General features: G+C 71.6%; 12 protein-coding genes. 4 read left to right on the forward strand and 8 right to left on the reverse strand.

Annotated features, from left to right (window positions below; translation table 11 throughout):
• Positions 1–30: 30 nt before the first annotated feature.
• From M8I34_RS33890 to M8I34_RS33905, 4 genes are all read right to left on the reverse strand, one after another.
• Positions 31–861, reverse strand: coding sequence for an ABC transporter permease (locus M8I34_RS33890; RefSeq protein WP_244418309.1), 831 nt, complete (start codon positions 859–861; stop codon positions 31–33).
• A complete protein-coding gene (locus M8I34_RS33895; RefSeq protein WP_250056227.1) occupies positions 858–1,817 on the reverse strand; it encodes an ATP-binding cassette domain-containing protein in 960 nt (319 codons plus the stop codon). The genes M8I34_RS33890 and M8I34_RS33895 overlap by 4 nt, the downstream gene beginning before the upstream one ends.
• Before the next feature lie 183 nt (positions 1,818–2,000).
• A complete protein-coding gene (locus M8I34_RS33900) occupies positions 2,001–2,657 on the reverse strand; it encodes a response regulator transcription factor (protein ID WP_250056229.1) in 657 nt (218 codons plus the stop codon).
• Positions 2,654–3,988, reverse strand: a complete 1,335-nt coding sequence (locus tag M8I34_RS33905; protein ID WP_250056231.1) for a histidine kinase — start codon at positions 3,986–3,988, stop codon at positions 2,654–2,656. Before M8I34_RS33905 ends, M8I34_RS33900 begins: the two co-directional genes overlap by 4 nt.
• A gap of 392 nt (positions 3,989–4,380) precedes the next feature.
• Here M8I34_RS33905 and M8I34_RS33910 point away from each other — a divergent pair, with 392 nt between their 5' ends.
• The 4 genes from M8I34_RS33910 to M8I34_RS33925 all read left to right on the forward strand — a co-directional run bounded on the left by M8I34_RS33910 (position 4,381) and on the right by M8I34_RS33925 (position 8,452).
• Positions 4,381–5,052, forward strand: coding sequence for a DUF6875 domain-containing protein (locus tag M8I34_RS33910; RefSeq protein WP_244418305.1), 672 nt, complete (start codon positions 4,381–4,383; stop codon positions 5,050–5,052).
• Positions 5,039–6,043, forward strand: a complete 1,005-nt coding sequence (locus M8I34_RS33915; protein WP_250056233.1) for an acetylserotonin O-methyltransferase — start codon at positions 5,039–5,041, stop codon at positions 6,041–6,043. Before M8I34_RS33910 ends, M8I34_RS33915 begins: the two co-directional genes overlap by 14 nt.
• A 140-nt stretch (positions 6,044–6,183) precedes the next feature.
• Positions 6,184–7,173, forward strand: coding sequence for an alpha/beta hydrolase (locus M8I34_RS33920; RefSeq protein ID WP_250056235.1), 990 nt, complete (start codon positions 6,184–6,186; stop codon positions 7,171–7,173).
• The gene (locus M8I34_RS33925; protein ID WP_250056237.1) at positions 7,166–8,452 is read left to right on the forward strand and encodes an acyltransferase family protein; all 1,287 of its coding nucleotides are present in this window, start codon (positions 7,166–7,168) and stop codon (positions 8,450–8,452) included. Before M8I34_RS33920 ends, M8I34_RS33925 begins: the two co-directional genes overlap by 8 nt.
• A 138-nt stretch (positions 8,453–8,590) precedes the next feature.
• Here the strand turns inward: M8I34_RS33925 and M8I34_RS33930 are convergent, their stop codons facing one another.
• The 4 genes from M8I34_RS33930 to M8I34_RS33945 form a co-directional block, all read right to left on the reverse strand.
• Positions 8,591–11,125, reverse strand: a complete 2,535-nt coding sequence (locus M8I34_RS33930; RefSeq protein ID WP_250056239.1) for an ABC transporter permease — start codon at positions 11,123–11,125, stop codon at positions 8,591–8,593.
• Positions 11,122–12,012: an ABC transporter ATP-binding protein gene (locus M8I34_RS33935; RefSeq protein WP_250056241.1), complete on the reverse strand. Its 891-nt coding sequence runs from the start codon at positions 12,010–12,012 to the stop codon at positions 11,122–11,124. Before M8I34_RS33935 ends, M8I34_RS33930 begins: the two co-directional genes overlap by 4 nt.
• Positions 12,013–12,149: 137 nt before the next feature.
• A complete protein-coding gene (locus M8I34_RS33940) occupies positions 12,150–13,817 on the reverse strand; it encodes an amidase family protein (RefSeq protein ID WP_250056243.1) in 1,668 nt (555 codons plus the stop codon).
• A gap of 178 nt (positions 13,818–13,995) precedes the next feature.
• A partial coding sequence (locus M8I34_RS33945) for an amino acid adenylation domain-containing protein (protein ID WP_250056245.1) occupies positions 13,996–17,107 on the reverse strand: 3,112 nt, incomplete at its 5' end.

Below are 17,107 nucleotides of genomic sequence, written 5' to 3' on the forward strand. Positions count from 1 at the left end.
CACCGGGGCGGGTCCTCCGGCGACGGAACCTCAGAGCGCGCGGCGCCCGTACTGGCGTACCGCCAGCGGAACGAAGACCAGCAGCACACCGCCGATCCAGAGCAGCGAGCCGGTCACGTTCCCGGCCACCGGGCCGCCCACCAGCAGCCCGCGGCAGGAATCGACCACCAGCGTGGTCGGGTTGACCTCCACGAAGGCCTGGAGCCAGCCCGGCATGGTCGACGGCGGGGCGAACATCGAACTGCCGAACTGGAGCGGGATCATCCAGAGGAAGCCCACCGACTGGACGGCCTGGGGACTGCGGATCACCAGACCGATATACGCGGCGATGGACGACAGGGCGACTCCGTAGAGCACCAGCAGACCGACGGCGGCGAGTACACCGGCCACATCGGTGCGGACGCGGAATCCGATGAGGAAGGCGAAGGCGAGGATGACGGCCTGCCCGAGGGCCAGCCGGCACACATCCGCGAGGATCCGGCCGGACAGCACGGCGGAGCGCGCGATGGGCATGGACCGGAAGCGGTCCATGACTCCCTTGCTGAAGTCCAGGTTCAGAGCGGTGCCCGTGACCTGCGCGGCGAAGCTGACGGTCTGCACCATGATGCCGGGGATCAGGTACTGCCGGTAATCCGCCTGGCCCTTGCCGATCGCCCCGCCGAAGACGTACACGAAGACCAGCGTGAACACCATCGGCATCAGGGTGGCGTCGAGCAGCTGCGAGGGATCGTGCTTGATCTGGATCAGGTTGCGCCGGGCGATGGCCAGCGACTGGCCCACGGCGGTCCGCAGGTCGACACGGGAGCGGGTGGGACCCCGCTTCACATCCGGTCCGGGCGGGGCGAGCAGTGCGGCGGTCATGCCGTTCTCCGTGTGTCGTCGGCCGGGTCGCCCGCGGTGAGGGTGAGGAAGACCTCGTCGAGGCTGGGGGTATGGGTGTCGATGCCGTCGACCGGCACACCGGAGGCGGCGAGCATCCGCACCGCGGCCGTCAGGTCGGACTGGCCGGCGACCGGCAGCGTGATCAGCCCTTCGACCGGGTCCGCGACGGCGGTGAGGCCGCCGGTGCCGGTCAGCTGCCGCGCCATCTCGGTGAGGTCGGTGCCGCGGTCCGGCCGGATGCGCAGCACCTGACCACCGATCCGGCCCCGCAGTTCGGCGGGCGTCCCCTCGGCGATCACTCGGCCGTGGTCGATCACCACGATGTTCTCGGCGAGGGCTTCGGCCTCCTCCATGTACTGCGTGGTGAGCAGGACCGTGGTGCCCTTGCCGACCAACGCCCGCACCATGTCCCACAGTTCGTTCCGGCTGCGCGGGTCGAGGCCCGTGGTGGGCTCGTCCAGATAGAGCACCTCGGGCTCGCCGACCAGACTGGCGGCCAGATCGAGCCGCCGCCGCATACCGCCCGAGTAGTCGCGCGGCAGCTTCCGGGCGGCCTCGGTCAGCCTGAACCGTTCCAGCAACTCGTCGGCCAGGGCTTTCGCGCGCCGGGACGGCAGCCGGTGGAGACGGCCGATCATATAGAGGTTGTCCCAGCCCGGGATGGTCTCGTCCACGGACGCGTACTGGCCGGTCAGGCCGATCCGTCCACGGACCTGGTGGGCCTCCTCGACCACATCGAAGCCCGCGACCCGCGCCCGGCCGCCGTCCGGACGGGCGAGCGTGGCCAGCATCCGGACGATGGTGGTCTTCCCCGCTCCGTTGGGCCCGAGAAGTCCCAGCACGCTGCCGGCCGGCACCTCCATCGAGACCCCGTCCACGGCCCGGGACGGGCCGTACTCCTTGATGAGGCCGTCGACCTGGATCGCGGCGGTCATCGGGAGGCCCGGACGGAGCCGGCACGTACGGGCCCCGTGGAAAGACCAGTGGTGAGCATGTAACGCCTTCCCGGGACATTCTCGGCAGCATCGGTGCGGGCGATGCTAGGAAGCGCGCTTATCGCCTGCGTATCGGCCGCATTCCGCGGCCCGTTGCCGGGCCGCGTCACCACGGGCCGGGGCTCACTGCCCCGCGACGACCAGGCCGGCCTCGTAGGCGAAGACGGCCGCCTGCGTACGGTCGCGCAGGCCGAGCTTCACCAGAATGCGGCTGACGTGGGTCTTCACCGTCTGCTCCGCGATGACCAGGCGCGCGGCGAGTTCCGCATTGGACAGGCCCTGGGCTATCAGACGGAGCACCTCGGTCTCGCGCTCGCTGAGGTCCGCGACGCGCTCGCTGCGCAGGCGGGGCGTGTGCATCCGCGAGAACTCCTCGATCAGCCGCTTGGTGACCGTCGGCGCCAGCAGGGCCCCGCCCCGGGCGACGGTCCGTACCGCGTCCGCGAGTTGATGGGCCGACGAGTCCTTGAGGAGGAAGCCGCTCGCGCCCACCCGCAGTGCCTCGTAGACGTATTCGTCCGAATCGAAGGTGGTGAGAATGATGATCTTGACGTCGGGATCGTCCTCGGTGATCCGGAGCGTGGCCTCCAGACCGTTGAGAACCGGCATCCGCACATCCATCAGCACGATGTCCGGCGCGAGTTCACCGACCTGGCGGACCGCGTCCTCGCCGTTCACCGCCTCGCCCACGACATCGATGTCCGGCTGCGCATTGAGCAGGATGCCGAAGCTCTCCCGGATCATGGTCTGGTCATCGGCGACCAGTACGCGGATGGTCATACACCCTCCCCCTCGTTCGTGGGCAGAGTAGCCGTCACTTCGTACCAGCCGTCTTCCCGTGGCCCGATCCGAAGGGTGCCGCCGAGCGTGGCGGCCCGCTCCCTCATGCCCAGCACGCCGTGCCCCCTCCCCGCCTGACGTCGCGCACCGGTCGCCGGGCTGTTGGAGACACGTAGGCGGACATCGGCCCGGCCGTAGGATAGCTCGAACTCCACCTGGCATCCCGGGGCATGGCGCAGCGCATTGCTCAGTGCCTCCTGCACGATCCGGAACGCCGACAGCTCCACGCGCTTGGGCAGCGGCCGGGAGGTACCGGAGACGACGGACTCGATGCGCAGTCCGGCCGCCCGGACGTTGGCCACCAGCTCCTCGATGTTCTCCAGGCTGGGCTGGGGCGTGTACCGGCCGTCCGAGGGCTGCTCCTCCGACCGCAGCATGCCCAGGATGTGCCGCATCTCGGTGAGGGCCGACAGCGCGTTCCCCCGGATGCTGGCGAAACTGTCGCTGAGCTCCTGGGGCGGATCCGTCACCCGGTACGGTGCGGCTTCCGCCTGCACGGCTATCACGGACATGTGGTGGGCGACGACGTCATGGAGCTCGCGGGCGATGCGGGTGCGCTCCTCCAGCAGCGCCCGTCGGGTCCGCTCGAACTCGGTGAGGACCTCCTGCTCCCGCAACTTGTGCGCGGCCTCGCTGCGCCCGCGGACGACCGCGATGACCGCCAGCCCGAACGCGGAGAGCAGGGCGAGGAGGAAGAGGTCGTTGTCGTCGGACACGGGGGTGAGCAGCACGGTCAGCAGGCCGCCGGCCAGCACGGTGAGCAGCCACTGCGCGAGGTACACCCGGGGCTTCGCCCGCCAGGCGACGAGCAGGGTGACGGTCAGATGCGCGATGAGCCCGGTCTCCGTCCACGGCCACGGGGCATCGGCCGGTGCGGAATCCCCCATCGTGGCCAGGCCGATCCCGTACGGCAGCATCGCCACGAGCGACAGCCACCAGGCCGCGAGGGGCCACCGGAGCGCCAGCACGACCGGCAGGGCCTGGGCGCAGCCGAGGGCCGCGGCGCCCGCCCAGACCAGATGCAGCCGCTCGGACGCGGCCAGGGCGGTGGGTACCGCCAGATCCAGGGCGAAGAACGCGGCCAGCACGAACGGGAGCTTGCGCAGTACGCGGTGGCGCACACGGGGCAGGAACGGCGCGGAGCGGGCGGAGAGGGAGGAGAGGGCGAACAGGTCGTGACGCAGCGCCCGCAACGTGGCTGCGGAGAGGAGCCGCGCGCCGCCGGTCCGGCGGGGTGAACGCTGCGGCGGGCTCTCGATGTCCGGTATCACCGGCTCATCCTACGGACGTCCGACGCCGTCCGAGGGGCGGAAGGCGCCCGCGGGAGGACCGGCCGGGGGCGCGTCGGCTCCGCGGGGCCGTGGCCCGCTAAAGGGGTGATAGTCCCGCGATAAGGCCGCCCCTTAGCGTCCACCCGGCGATGCGTGAAGTCAGCAGTGGCTCCCGTGGTCCGACGCGTCCGGCCCTTGCGGCCTCCCGGTGCCGTTCGCGGGGACGCGGACTTCGACGCGCGCGGCCCTCGCCGAGGGTCTCCGTCCGCCGGCCGCCACCGGTCCTCGAACCGCCGGACCGACGGGCAGGACATTCTCATTCGCGGAGACCGATATTCCAGGGATTTCTCACCGGTGTATCGGCTCCGCCGGGCACAGGGAGGTGGGGGTGTATGTATCTCAGCCACGACGATCCGTCGGACATAGTCCTGGAGTCGCATGGGCAGGGTGACATGCAGATCCTTACCGAGATCGCGCACTGGCTTCGCTCCTTTCTCACCCATGCGCATCCCGATCTCGGCCGTAAGGGTGCGGTGTGCCCCTTCATGGAGCAGTCCTTGAAACTCGGGCGTACCGCGCTCAGTTCCGTGGACATCAGCGGGCCGCGCGGAACGGGGCGGCTGGCGACCACCGCCCGTTCCGCCTTGGCGCGGCTCGGGGACCGCAGTGCGCCCGACAGCGTGTACAACGCCTTCGTCATGGTCCCGGTGGGGGAGTCCGCCGAGGTGCGCCGTGAGCGGATTCTCGAAGTCCAGCAGGAATTGAAGGCGGAGGCCGTCGAGGCCGGCAAGATGGTGGGGGAGTTCTACCCCGGCCATCCGATGCCGGGAATTCACAGCGAGACGTTCCGACCCCTGGTCAGCCCCCATCCGGTGCTCGCCGTCCGGGCCATGGTGGTCACCGACATTCTCTTTCTGACCTTCCCCGCGATTCCGGCGGAGGAACGGCTCGCGTATCTGCGGGTATGGCACGGACTGTTCGGCGAGGGGACTGCCGGGCCGTGGGGCCAGATCTACGAGAAGGCCCGCGCCGAGGCGGAGAGGGAAGCCAGTGAATACGCTTGACCAGGAACGCCGTCGGCTCGCCGAGATCTTCGACATCGCGCCGAGCCGGGTGCTGTACGCCGTCTCCGCACTGGGTGTCGCCGACCGCGTGCCGCCCGGGGGCCTCGCCGTGGAGAAGATCGCCGCCGCCCTCGGCACGGACGCCGGGCGTCTGTCGCGTCTCGTGCGGGCCGCCGAATCACTGGGAATCTTCCGGGTGGACGAGGCGGGCACGGTCCGTCTCACTCCGGCCGGAACACTGCTGCGGTCGGACCAGCCCGGCAGCCTGCGCGCCGAATTCTCCGACAACGATCTCTTCACTTCCTGGGGCCCGTTCGCCGAAACGGTGCGCGGTGGTCTTCCCAGCTACGAAATCGCCAACGGCACCAAAATCTTCGACAGCATGAGTGGCGACGCCCACGCGCTCGAAACGTTCCACGAGCACATGCGGATGCGTGCCATGCAGATGTACCGCTCGCTGCTTCCCTTTCTCCTCCGGCGCTGCGCCGAGGACGTCGTGGACCTGGCGGGTGGTACGGGCGGGCTCAGCGAACTCCTGCTGGAGGGCAGTGAAACCCTCCGGGTCACCCTCACCGACCTGCCCGAAGTCATCGGACTCGTCCCGCCGGACCTGTTGCGACGGTACGGCCACCGATTCTCGGCCGAGGCCGGCGACATGCAGGAGGGAATTCCCCAGGGATATGGCACCTATCTGCTCGGAAGCGTGCTGCATGACTGGCCCGACGACGAGTCCTCGGTGATTCTGCGCCGTTGCGCGGACGCCATGATCCCGGGCAGTGAACTCATCCTGCTGGAAAGGGTGCTGGCCGATTCCGGCCCGGACACGCGCCGCATGGGCGACATGTGGATGATGGCCATGACCGGAGGACAGGAACGGACCCGGCAGGAGTGGGCCGAGCTGGCCGACGGCGCCGGACTGACGCTGCGGCACGTCCACCACGGAGCCACGGAAATCTCGGCGGTCGTGCTGGGCCTGCCGGATGAGCGATAGCTCTTGCTGCCGATTTCCGGCGCCCGGTCATACCTGAGAGCTACAAACGGAGTTGGCGCCTGAGCGTGACGATTTCCCGGGCGCGGAAATCTAGCCTTTCCCCTCAGTTGAGCGAAATGACGGGAAAGGAACGGCTGTCGATGCGAGCTCGTAGATGGGGGAGACGTGGGCTGCTGGTGGCCGTTGCCGCAACCCTCGTGCTGTCGGTCAGCGCCGCTGCCCGGTCCGCGGTCCCCGGTACCCCCGCCCCGCCACGTCTCCCCGCGGTCGAGGCCGGCACGCTGGACGCACGCTACGCCGTGATGCGCGCCTCCATCACGGCGTCCGCGCGTGCCGCGCACCGGATCGGCGACCGCGACCGGGAACGCCATCTGCACGAACTGGCCGCTCCCGGACGGAACTTCCTCTCCTTCCGTGCCGAGGGCGACGGCCAGGCGGTGGAGGTCCTCGGTGACCTCGCCGCCGCCCGCCGGATCGCGGTTCTGGTACCGGGGTCGGACACCACCATCGACACCTTCGACTACCTCGGCTCGCGCCGCGCCTCGCTCGGCGGCGGGGCCCGCGCGCTCCACGACGAACTGCGCCGCGTCTCGCGTACCCCGGTGGCCGTGGTGGCCTGGTACGGCTACCGCGCACCCCGGACGATGAGCCGGGACGTGGTGAGCACCGCACGCGCCACCGAAGGCGGCGGCCGGTTGCAGCGCCTGCTGGAAGAGCTGCGGGCCGTGAACCCCGCGGCACGGGCGACGCTCCTGTGCCACTCGTACGGCTCCGCGGTCTGCGGCAGCGCGGTCGGCGACATGGGCCGTGCGGCCGTCTCCTCCCTCGCCGGCCTCGCGGTCTTCGGCAGCCCCGGCATGGGCGTGGAGTCCGCGGCCGACCTCTCCGGCGTCCGGGTGTGGGCCGGGCGGGGAGCGCGGGACTGGATCGCGGGGGCTCCGCACATCAGCCTCTCCGCGTTCGGCGGGACGCTGGGCTTCGGCGCCGATCCGGTGTCCGCCTCCTTCGGTGCCGAGCCGTTCGCCGCGGGCACCGGCGGGCACAGCGACTATCTCGCGCCGGGCAGCCTTCCGTTGCACAACCTCGCGCTCATCGCCGCGGGCCGGACGTCGGAGGTCTCCCGTGGCTGACGTACGCCTGCGCCCCCCGGTCGAACCCCTCGGCGCCCCGATACCCGCCCGCGTGCCCACCGGCCCGCGGATCGCCGGCCGGCTGCACGCACTGGTACTCCGGATCGACGCGGCGACCCCGGCCGACCGCGACCGGGCGATCGATGTGCTGCGGGCCCTGTCCGTCGTGGGCGTCGTCCTCGGCCACTGGCTGGTGACCGCGGTGACGCTGCGGGCCGACGGTCACCTCATGGGGGACAGCCCGCTGCGCCACATGCCCGCCCTGACGCCGGTGTCCTGGGTGCTCCAGCCCCTGGCGATCTTCTTCTTCGTCGGCGGCCGGGTCGCGGCCCAGGGCTATGCCACGGCCCGGACCGCACGCCCGGAGTACGGCCCTTGGCTGGCCAAGCGGCTGCGCCGGCTGCTGCGGCCGGTGGGAACACTGCTGTTCCTGTGGATGCTGGTGGTGCTCGGCCTGGCCGGCGCCGGTGTCGCTCACGAGACGATCAGCACGCTGCTGAATCTGGTGGTCTCGCCCCTGTGGTTCCTGCTGGTGTTCCTCGTGCTGACCGCCGCCACCCCCCTCGTGCGGCGGGCGCCGGGACGGATCGCCGTCGTGGCGTGTGCCGTGGTGGCCGTGCTGGACGTGGCACATTTCGCCACCGGCGGGGTCGCCTGGGTCGAGACGGTCCGCAATGTGAATGTCCTCGCGGGCTGGCTGGTTCCGTACTGCCTGGGTGCGGTGTGGGCCGCCGGCGGGTTCGCCCGCCGCCGGCCCGCGGCCCTCCTGCTCGTCACCGGACTCCTGGCCACCGCCGCACTGATCGTGTGGGGCGGCTATCCCGCCAGCATGGTCGGGGTCCCCGGCGCCGCCATGTCGAACCTCAACCCGCTCTCGCTCGCCGCCGTCACCTTCGGTCTGGCCCAGTGCGGCGCGGCCCTGCTGCTGAGCGGCCCGCTGCGCCGCCTCGTCGGACAGCCGGGGGCCGCGGTCGCCCAGGCGCCCGGCGGCCGACGGTCGGCCACACCGGGCCAGTTCGCCTGGGCGCTCGTGGCCGTGATGAACCTCTCCGTCATCACGATCTTCCTCTGGCACCAGACCGCGATGCTCTCGACGACGGCGGTCACCCTGGCCCTCACCGGCCCGCTCTTCGGCCTCCACACCGCACCCGACGCCTGGGCCTGGGTCCTGGTCCGCCTGCTCTGGGTGCCCGTGTTCGTCCTGCTGCTGGTGGCGCTGTGCAGGGCCTTCCAGCACGTCGAGGGCGACTCACGGCGCAGCCGGAACAAGGCTTCCTGAACCGCCATGGCTTCCTGACCGCCAAGGCTTCCTCACCGCCGAGGCGTCCTCAACCACCCGGGCGCACAGCCTCTCCGCCGCGATCGGCCCCGGCACCTCTGCCGGGGCCGATCGCCGTGTGCGCGCCCGGCGCCTGGCTCAGGACCGCCGGGTGACGCCTTCCACCGGGCGTACCCGCAGCAGCAGCCGCAAGGGGATGCCGGTGGCCAGCAGGCTCAGCGCGACCGTGCCGGCCCCGACGAGGAGCAGCAACTGCGGTGGCAGATACGGGAACGCCGCCCCGGTGCTGTCCTCGACCAGCGGTGTCAGGGTCACCAGCGCGATCGTCAGGCCGGCGGCCAGACCGGTCAGCGCCACCGTCAAGGCCTCCAGCCGGACCGTCCGGCGCACCGTCCGCACGCTCGTGCCGATCAGCCGCAGCATCGAGACCTCGCGCAGCTGCTCGAAAGTGACCATGGCGAGGGTGTTGGCGGCGGTGATGCCAGCGAAGCCGGCGATCATGCTCAACGCCATGAACTCCAGCCAGGTGAACGACTCGTCCGCCGCGTTGCGGGCCTCGGCGAACGCCGCGTCGGTCCGCACCGTGGCACCGGGCGAGGCGCCGGCGACGGTGCGCAGCTCCTGATCGAGCCGCGCGCCCCCGTCGCCGGAGTCCGCACGGACGAGGATGCGGTCGTCGAGCTGGTGGGTCAGATGGCCGGCGACGGTGGCCCGCGGCAGCAGTACCTCGCCCACGCCGAGCCCCCGGCTGTAGGTGGCCGCCACCACCGGCCGCACCACCGTGCCGTCACCGAGCCACAGCGTGATCCGCCGGCCCACGCCGGTCCCCGCCCGGTCGGCGACCCGCTGGTCGACGGCCACCGTCCCGTCCCCGGAACCCGCGGTGCCACCGGCCCGGACCCCGGACAGCGCTCCGGAGCGGACCTGCGGGTCGAGGTTCCGCGCCAGCGTTTCACCGCTTCCGGAGAAGGCGCTGCCGGAGACGGAGCCGTCACCGGGCTTCGCGCCCGGACGCCCCGGGCCGGCCAGCAGCCCCACCTCGGTCACCCCCGTCGCGGCCCGCACACCGGGCAGTCGGGCGACCTCGTCGGCCACCCGGCCGGGCAGGCCGCCCGGCGCCTCGATGACGCGGTCCGAGGTGAGCGCCGCCGCGCTCTGCGTGCTCCTCTCATGGGCCAGGGTGGTCTGCTGGCCGATCTTGGTCACGCCGAAGGCCACCACCAGCGCCACCGGCACGATCGCCGAGGACAGACGGCGCGCCCTGGCCCGGCCGTTGAGGGTCGCCAGTTCCCCCGTGGCGCCGAAGAGCCGCATCGGCACCCCCAGAATCTCGGTGGCGGCACGGGCGAGCAACGGCCCCAGCAGGGACACCGAGACCAGGAACAGCAACAGGACGAAGGGCGCGGCCTTGTTGGCCGTCGCGCCTCCCAGGGCGAGCACCTGGACGGCCAGCACCACACCACCGGCCAGCGCCACCAGACCGAGCAGCAGGCGCAGGGGACCGATGCCGCGGCGGGGCAGCATCGACTCGCTCAGCGCTTCGGCCGGGCGGCTGCGGGCGGCACGGTGCGAGGCGATCAGACTGCCGGGCACCGCGGCGAGCAGACCGGTGAGGGCGGCCGCGGCGACCGGCAGCCAGCTGAACGTCAGCTCCGTGCCCGGCGGCAGCAGATGGCGGGCATCCATGGCGTCGAACACCAGCCGGGCCAGCAGATAACCCGGGGCGCTGCCGGCCGCCACCGCCAGCACGGCCACCAGCGTGGCCTCGGCAGCGGCCATCCGCCGGATGTGGCCCGGCCGGGCCCCGATGCCGCGCAGCAGCGCGGTCTCCCGCCGGCGCTGCGAGATCGACAGCGACATGGTGTTGGCCACCACGAAGATCGAGACGTAGATGCTCAATCCGCCCATGGCACCGAACATGCCGACGGTGTTCTCCTGGGCCGGAGCGAAGCCCGGGTTCTCCACCTCGCCGCGCCCGTCGCCCGTGAACACCTTGGCGGAACCCGCGGCCGCGCGCACCCGCTCGGCGAGCTGCGCGGTGGACACCCCCTCCTCGGGGAGCACCGCGATCGCGTCCGCCTTCCCCGGGTGGCCGGACAGCCGCCCGGCCTCGGTGTTCTCGAACCAGGCGCCGGGAGTCCGGGCGGTGAGCACGCCGGCGACCTCGAAGGACCCGGTCCCGGCCGGACTCGTCAGCGTCACGGTGTCGCCCCGGGACACCCCCAGGGCCTTGGCCGTCCGCGTGTCCAGCACGGTCTGACCCGGGCGCGGGGTCACCTTCCCCGCTGCGCCGTCCCCGGTCGCCAGAATCCGGGCCGAGGAGGCCGGCTGGCCGTCCAGGGTGACCGCCGTGCGGCCCGGCGCGGTGGCGGTGGCCGGGAAGACGGTGTCGGCCACGGCGTCCGACACCTCGGGCAGCGCGGCCAGCCGGTCCGCGAGACCGGTGCCGAGACGGACCCGGTCCGGGATCTGCTGCCCGCCCACGAACTGGTCCGCGGCGACGACCACGGGGGCCGGGCGGTAGCGCACCGGCTGCGGCGACGCGGTCGCCGCGGCCAGCAGCAGGGTGCCGCTGGAGATGATCACCACGGCGCCGAAGAGCAGCGCGATGAAGGTGCCGAGGAACGCCGAAGGGCGGGAACGGATCTGTGCGAAGGCGAGGCCGTTGCTCATCCCCTGCCCCGCATCCCGGGGGCCGCCGACTGCGGGCGGTCGGTGGCCGAGGTCAGCACCCGCATACGGGCCGAGATCTCCTCCGGGTCGCCCAGCATCAGTTCGTCGGAGACCTCTCCGTCGACCAGGAACAGCACCCGGTCCGCCCAGGCGGCGGCGCTGGGTTCGTGCGTGACCATGACGACGGTCGCGCCCAGGTTGTCCACCGCTTCCCGCAGCAGGGTGAGCACCTCCGCCGCCGTGGTGGTGTCCAGTGCCCCGGTGGGCTCGTCGGCGAAGATGACGTCCGGGTCGGTGATCAGGGCACGGGCGATGGCGACGCGCTGCTGCTGTCCGCCGGAGAGTTCACCCGGGCGGTGCCGCGCCCGGTCGGGCAGTCCGACCCGGGCCAGCATCTGCTCGATGGCACCCCGGTCGACGGGTCGGCCGGCCAACTTCAGGGGCAGCCTGATGTTCTGATAGACCGTCAGTGCGGGCAGCAGGTTGAAGTGCTGGAAGACGAAGCCCAGACGGTTCAGCCGCAGGTCGCTGAGCCTGCTCTCGCGCAGCTTCGTCAGATCGGTGTCGCCGAGCAGCACCGAGCCCGAGGTCGGCCGGTCGAGCCCCGCTGCGCATTGCAGGAAGGTGCTCTTGCCCGATCCGGACGGGCCCATCACCGCGGTGAAACTGGCACGGGGTAAAGCGATGCCGACCCCGCGCAGCGCGTGCACGGCGCTGTTCCCGCGCCCGTACCGTTTGTGCACGTCCCGCAGGGTCACCGCGGGCTCCCCCGGGAGGTACTCGGAGGCCGGCAGGGGCCGTTGTCCCCCGAGGCGGGCGTCGGGGAGAGCCGGACTCTCCTCGCCCTCGGCCCGACCGGAGCTTGGATGCCGAGACCGACGGAACATGAAGATCCTCCCTGAGGACTGTGCGACCCCGCGCGGGCGGCAGTGGGGTGCCGGAGCGTCGAAGTGAGATGAGGGGTGTGTACCGCCCGGAGTCGGGGTGTCACCGTGCGGGACGGGACACCCCCAACCCCCGTAACTTATAGGCCTACGCCGGGCGGGGTGAACGTCGGCGCGCGCCGCGCCGGGTGAGCCTGCTCGAAGCCGTGTGCGAAGCGGATCAGCTGCGGTTCGCTCCAGGCGGTGCCCATGAAGGTGATGCCGACCGGCAGCCCGTGCACGAACCCGGCGGGGACGTTGATGGCCGCATAGCCGGCGTAGCCGACGGGGATCGCGCTGCCCATGATCTGCGGATCACCGTTGACCAGGTCGATCTTCCACGTGGGCGCGCCCGTCGGCATCATCAGGGCGTCCACCCGGTGATTCTTCAGTGCCGCGTCGATGCCCTCGTCCCGGGCGACCCGGCGCACCGTGGCCACCGCCTTCTTGTACTCGGCGTCCGACGGCTTGCCCGCGTAATCGGCCACGGTCTGGAGGATGTTCTGGTCGAAGTACTCCAGCTCCGTGTCCGCGTGCGCCTTGTTGTACGCGACGAGCTCGGCGATGCTGCGGGGGTGATTGCCGGGAGTCCGGGCGAGGTAGGACTCGATGTCGTGCTTCATCTCGGTGATCTGGACGATGAAGGCGGCGTCCAGATCCGACATCATCTTTTCCGCGGTGGGGATGTTGGCGTTGTCGACGACGACCGCGCCGGCGCTCTTCAGCACCTCGACGGCCTGCTCCGCGACGGCGTCCGCGTGCGCGCTGTAGCCGGCGAAGACCTCCCTGGTGATGCCGATCCGGGCGCCCTTGAGCCCGCCCGGCTTCAGGAAGGGGGTGTAGTCCGAGTGGAACTTGCCCGCGCTGGCCGCGGTGGCCGTGTCGGTGGGGTCCACCCCGGTGAGCACACCGAGCAGCAGGGCGGCGTCCGCCACCGTGCGGCAGATCGGGCCGATGGTGTCGAAGCTGCGGGCCCCAGGGAACATGCCGGTGCGGCTGGTGAGTCCGGTGGTGGGCCGGATGCCGACCACGCTGTTGGCGCCCGAGGGGCCCAGGATGGACCCGATCGTCTCGGTCCCGATGGCGCCCGCGCACAGGCCGGCCGCGGTGGCCGCGGCGGGGCCCGCGCTGGAACCGTTGGGCGAGCGGTCCAGCTTGTACGGGTTGCGGGTCTGGCCGCCCCGCTGGCTGTACCCGCTCGACGAGCTGACCAGCGAGGTCAGATTGGCCTTGCCCAGCGGGATGGCACCGGCCGCCCGCAGCCGGGCGACCACCGTGGCGTCATGGGCCGGACGGGCACCCATCAGCGCACGCAGGCCATTGGTGCTGTGCATCTTGTCCGCGGTGCCGATGTTGTCCTTGATCAGCAGCGGAATGCCGTGCAGCACGCCGTGGAGCTTGCCCGCCTTGCGCTCGGCGTCCAGCTGCGCGGCCAGCTTCAGCGCCTCCGGATTCGTCTCCAGGACGGCGTGCAGCGCGGGGCCGGCGAGGTTCAGCTCGGCGATCCGGTCCAGGTAGAACTTGGTGAGCTCCACCGAGGTGAGCTTGCCGGCGGCGAGCTGCTTGAGCAGGTCGGTGATGCTGGTTTCCGCCAGTCCGCCGCGCGAGGCGAGCAGGGAGCGGGCGGGCGCGGCACGGTCGGGAATTACGGCAGCCCGTGCCCGGGGCATGCCGAGCCCCAGCATCGCCGGGGCGGCCACCGCCGCTCCGAGCCCCAGCAGTCGGCGGCGGTGTATCTCGGGTATGTCGGAAAGATGTTTTCCGGCCATCGTCTCGCTCTCTGAATCACTGTGAACAGGTGCCAGAGACCGTACGAGGCCGCAATTCTCTTTCGTTATCGGGAACTTCAGCCGCGGCGCGAACCGCGAGGTCATCCTCCCGCCCGGCCGGCCCGGGGCCGGGTGGCACGGCGATGTCGTGCCACCCGGACCGGCCGGTACCCGGGTCTCAGGCCGCGCCGCCACCCGTCAGGAGCGCTCCGCGCGCGTCCAGTTCCCGCATCCGCTCGGACAGGACGTCGCCCACCGCGCGCAGCGGATCGCCCTCCAGCAGATCGTCGTGCGGGCAGGCGATGCGGTGGTTCTCGATACCACCGGCGACCACACGGCTCCACGCCTCCGGCATCGCGGCGGGGTCCGCCCGGCCGACCGTCGTGGTGAAGAGCAGCAGGTCGCCCTTGAACGTGCCGGGCGCATAACGGCTGTTGTTGCCGACACCGTTGATCATCGCGTCGAGAATCCGGGCGAGCTGCTCCTCGGTGAAGGTCCCCGGCAGCCCGGCCCGCAGCGAGTCGATCACCTGCTCCCGCTGCCCCGCCTCGTCGTACCCCTCGCCGTTCCCCCGGCCCAGGTCCGCATGGAACCTGGCGAGCACCTGACCGTCGTCGAGCGGTACGGCCTCGACGTCACCACCGGGGTACGCGTCGAGAACGGCCAGCAGCTCGACCTCCTCGCCCAGGTCCTGGAGCCGGGTGGCGATCGCGTGCACGATGTTGCCGCCCAGGGAATAGCCCAGCAGGCGGTACGGGCCGGCCGGCTGGACCCGCCGGATCTGCGCGGTGTAGTCCTCGGCCATCTCCGCGAAGGTCTCCGGGAGGGCACCGTTCCCGGCCAGTCCACTGCTCTGGAGGCCGTAGACGGGAGTGTCCGCGGCCAGCACCCCCAACAAGCCGGTGTAGCACCAGCTCAGCGGTACGGACGGGTGCGCACAGAACAGCGGGGTGCCGGACCCGGACGCGCGCAGCGGCAGCAGCACGCCCAGGCCGTCGTCCTGGCTCCCGTCCCCGGCGCTCCCGCCGGTCCGCCGGGCGAGGCCGGCGACGGTGGGTGCCCCGAACACCTCGCGCACGGTGAGTCCGATGCCGAACTCACCCCGGATCCGGCTGGTGAGCCGGGTCGCGAGCAGGGAGTGGCCGCCCAGGTCGAAGAAGTTGTCGTCGATCCCGACCCGGTCCGCGCCGAGTACCTCCGCGAAGATCGCGCACAGCTTCTCCTCGTGGGCGTCGCGCGGGCCCCTGCCGTCCGCGGCACCGCTGAGCTCCGGGGCGGGCAGCGCCGTACGGTCGAGCTTGCCGTTCGGTGTGAGGGGCAGCGCGTCCAGGGCGACGAACGCGGAGGGCACCATGTACTCCGGCAGCACCTCGGCCACCCGGCTGCGCAGCTCCGCCCCCTCCAGCTCCGCGCCGTTCGGCCCCGCGGGCACGACGTAGGCGACGATGCGCCGGTCGCCGGGCCGGTCCTCCCGCACGATCACCGCGACCTGCTCGGCGGCAGGCTGGGCGGCGAGGACGTTCTCGATCTCGCCGAGCTCGATGCGGAAGCCACGGACCTTGACCTGGTGGTCGACCCGGCCGAGGAACTCCAGCTGTCCGTCGGCACGGCGGCGGACGAGGTCACCCGTGCGGTACATGCGACCGCCCCCGGCGCTGAACGGGTCGGCGACGAAGCGGGCGGCGGTCAGCTCCGGACGGCCGAGGTAGCCCCGGGCCAGCCCCGGACCGGAGATATAGAGCTCCCCGGGCACCCCCGCCGGCACCGGCTGGAGCGCGGAGTCGAGGACGTACAGCCGGGTGTTGAACACCGGCCGGCCGATCGGCGTCGGGCCCGTCCCCTGCTCGGGGCCGCAGACCGCGAAGCAGGTGTCCACCGTGGCCTCGGTCGGACCATAGGCGTTGACCATGCGTCGTCCCGCCGACCAGAACGCCGTGACATCCGGCGGGCACGCCTCGGCCCCCACCATCAGCGACGCCAGCGAGGGCAGCTCCCGACGGGGCATGCCCACCAGGAGCGACGCCGGCAGGTGCGCGTGCGTGATCTCCCGCTCGGCCAGGAACTCCGCGAGCTCCTCCCCGGCGAGGGGGCGAGGGGGCAGTACCAAACAGGCCCCGGACAACAGGCCCATGCACAGCTCCGCCACGGACACGTCGAAGCTCGGAGAGACCAGCTGGGAGACCCGGCACCCCGGCCCCGCACCCAGCCGGGCCGTCTGATGCGCCGACAGGTTGGCCACTCCTCCGTGGGAGACCACGACGCCCTTGGGCTGCCCGGTGGAGCCGGAGGTGTAGATGAGGTAGGCGGGGTGGGTGGTGAGGAGGGGTGTGGCGCGGTGGGAGTTGTCCGGGTTGAGGGGGGCGGGACGGCTGGTGCCGCTGCCGCTGCCGGTCTCGGTGCCGCTGCCGGCCTCGCTGCCGGTGTCGGTGTCGGTGTCGGTGTCGAGGATGACGGTGGTCAGATCGGTGTTGGGCAGGCCGGCCGCGGTGTTCTTGTCGGTGACGAGGAGGGTGGGACGGGCGTCGTCGAGCATGTAGGTGAGGCGGTCGGCGGGGTAGTCCGGGTCGAGGGGTACGTAGGCAGCGCCCGCTTTGACGATCGCGAGGATCGCCACGACGAAGTCGATGCTGCGGGGCAGGGCGACGGCGACGTACTTTTCGGGCCCCGCGCCCTGCGCGATGAGCTGGTGGGCGAACTGGTTGGCGCGGGTGTTCAGCTCGGTGTAAGTGAGCCGGGTGCCCTCGTGCTCCAGGGCGGGCGCGTCCGGGGTACGGGCCACCTGGGCCTCGAAGAGCTCGGGCAGGGTGGCCTCGGGAACGTCGCGTGCGGTGTCGTTCCAGCCGTGGAGCAGCAGCTCACGCTCCTCCACGGAGAGGATGTCCAGCTCCGCGATCGGCCGCGAAGCGTCGTCGACGGCGGTACGCAGCAGGCGTTCCAGCCGTAGCGCGATGCTCTCGGCGGTCCGCCGGTCGAAGAGGTCGGTCGCGAACTCGACCACACCCCGCATGCCGACGGCCTCACCACCCTCACCGAAGACCTCCAGGAGGTTGACGGCCAGATCGACCTTGGCCACACCGGTATCGACGCCCGCGCTTTCGGCGGACAGCCCCCGCATGGCGAACTCACCATCGGACGCCGACTCAAGCCCCAGAACCACCTGGAAGAGGGGGTTGTGTGCCAGGGAGCGGGTGGGGTTGAGGAGTTCGACGAGGCGCTCGAAGGGGACGTCTTGGTGGGTGTAGGCGGCGAGGTCGGTTTCTCGTACGCGTCCGAGGAGTTCGGCGAACGAC

The sequence above is a fragment of the Streptomyces sp. MCA2 genome (assembly GCF_023544705.1).
Classification (GTDB): Bacteria; Actinomycetota; Actinomycetes; order Streptomycetales; family Streptomycetaceae; genus Streptomyces; species Streptomyces decoyicus.

Bases quoted from the DNA above. Each gene is read 5' to 3' on its own strand.
- M8I34_RS33890 (WP_244418309.1), bottom strand. From the start codon at position 861: ATGACCGCCGCACTGCTCGCCCCGCCCGGACCGGATGTGAAGCGGGGT.
- M8I34_RS33895 (WP_250056227.1), bottom strand. From the start codon at position 1,817: ATGACCGCCGCGATCCAGGTCGACGGCCTCATCAAGGAGTACGGCCCG.
- M8I34_RS33900 (WP_250056229.1), bottom strand. From the start codon at position 2,657: ATGACCATCCGCGTACTGGTCGCCGATGACCAGACCATGATCCGGGAG.
- M8I34_RS33910 (WP_244418305.1), top strand. From the start codon at position 4,381: ATGTATCTCAGCCACGACGATCCGTCGGACATAGTCCTGGAGTCGCAT.
- M8I34_RS33920 (WP_250056235.1), top strand. From the start codon at position 6,184: ATGCGAGCTCGTAGATGGGGGAGACGTGGGCTGCTGGTGGCCGTTGCC.
- M8I34_RS33930 (WP_250056239.1), bottom strand. From the start codon at position 11,125: ATGAGCAACGGCCTCGCCTTCGCACAGATCCGTTCCCGCCCTTCGGCG.
- M8I34_RS33935 (WP_250056241.1), bottom strand. From the start codon at position 12,012: ATGTTCCGTCGGTCTCGGCATCCAAGCTCCGGTCGGGCCGAGGGCGAG.
- M8I34_RS33940 (WP_250056243.1), bottom strand. From the start codon at position 13,817: ATGGCCGGAAAACATCTTTCCGACATACCCGAGATACACCGCCGCCGA.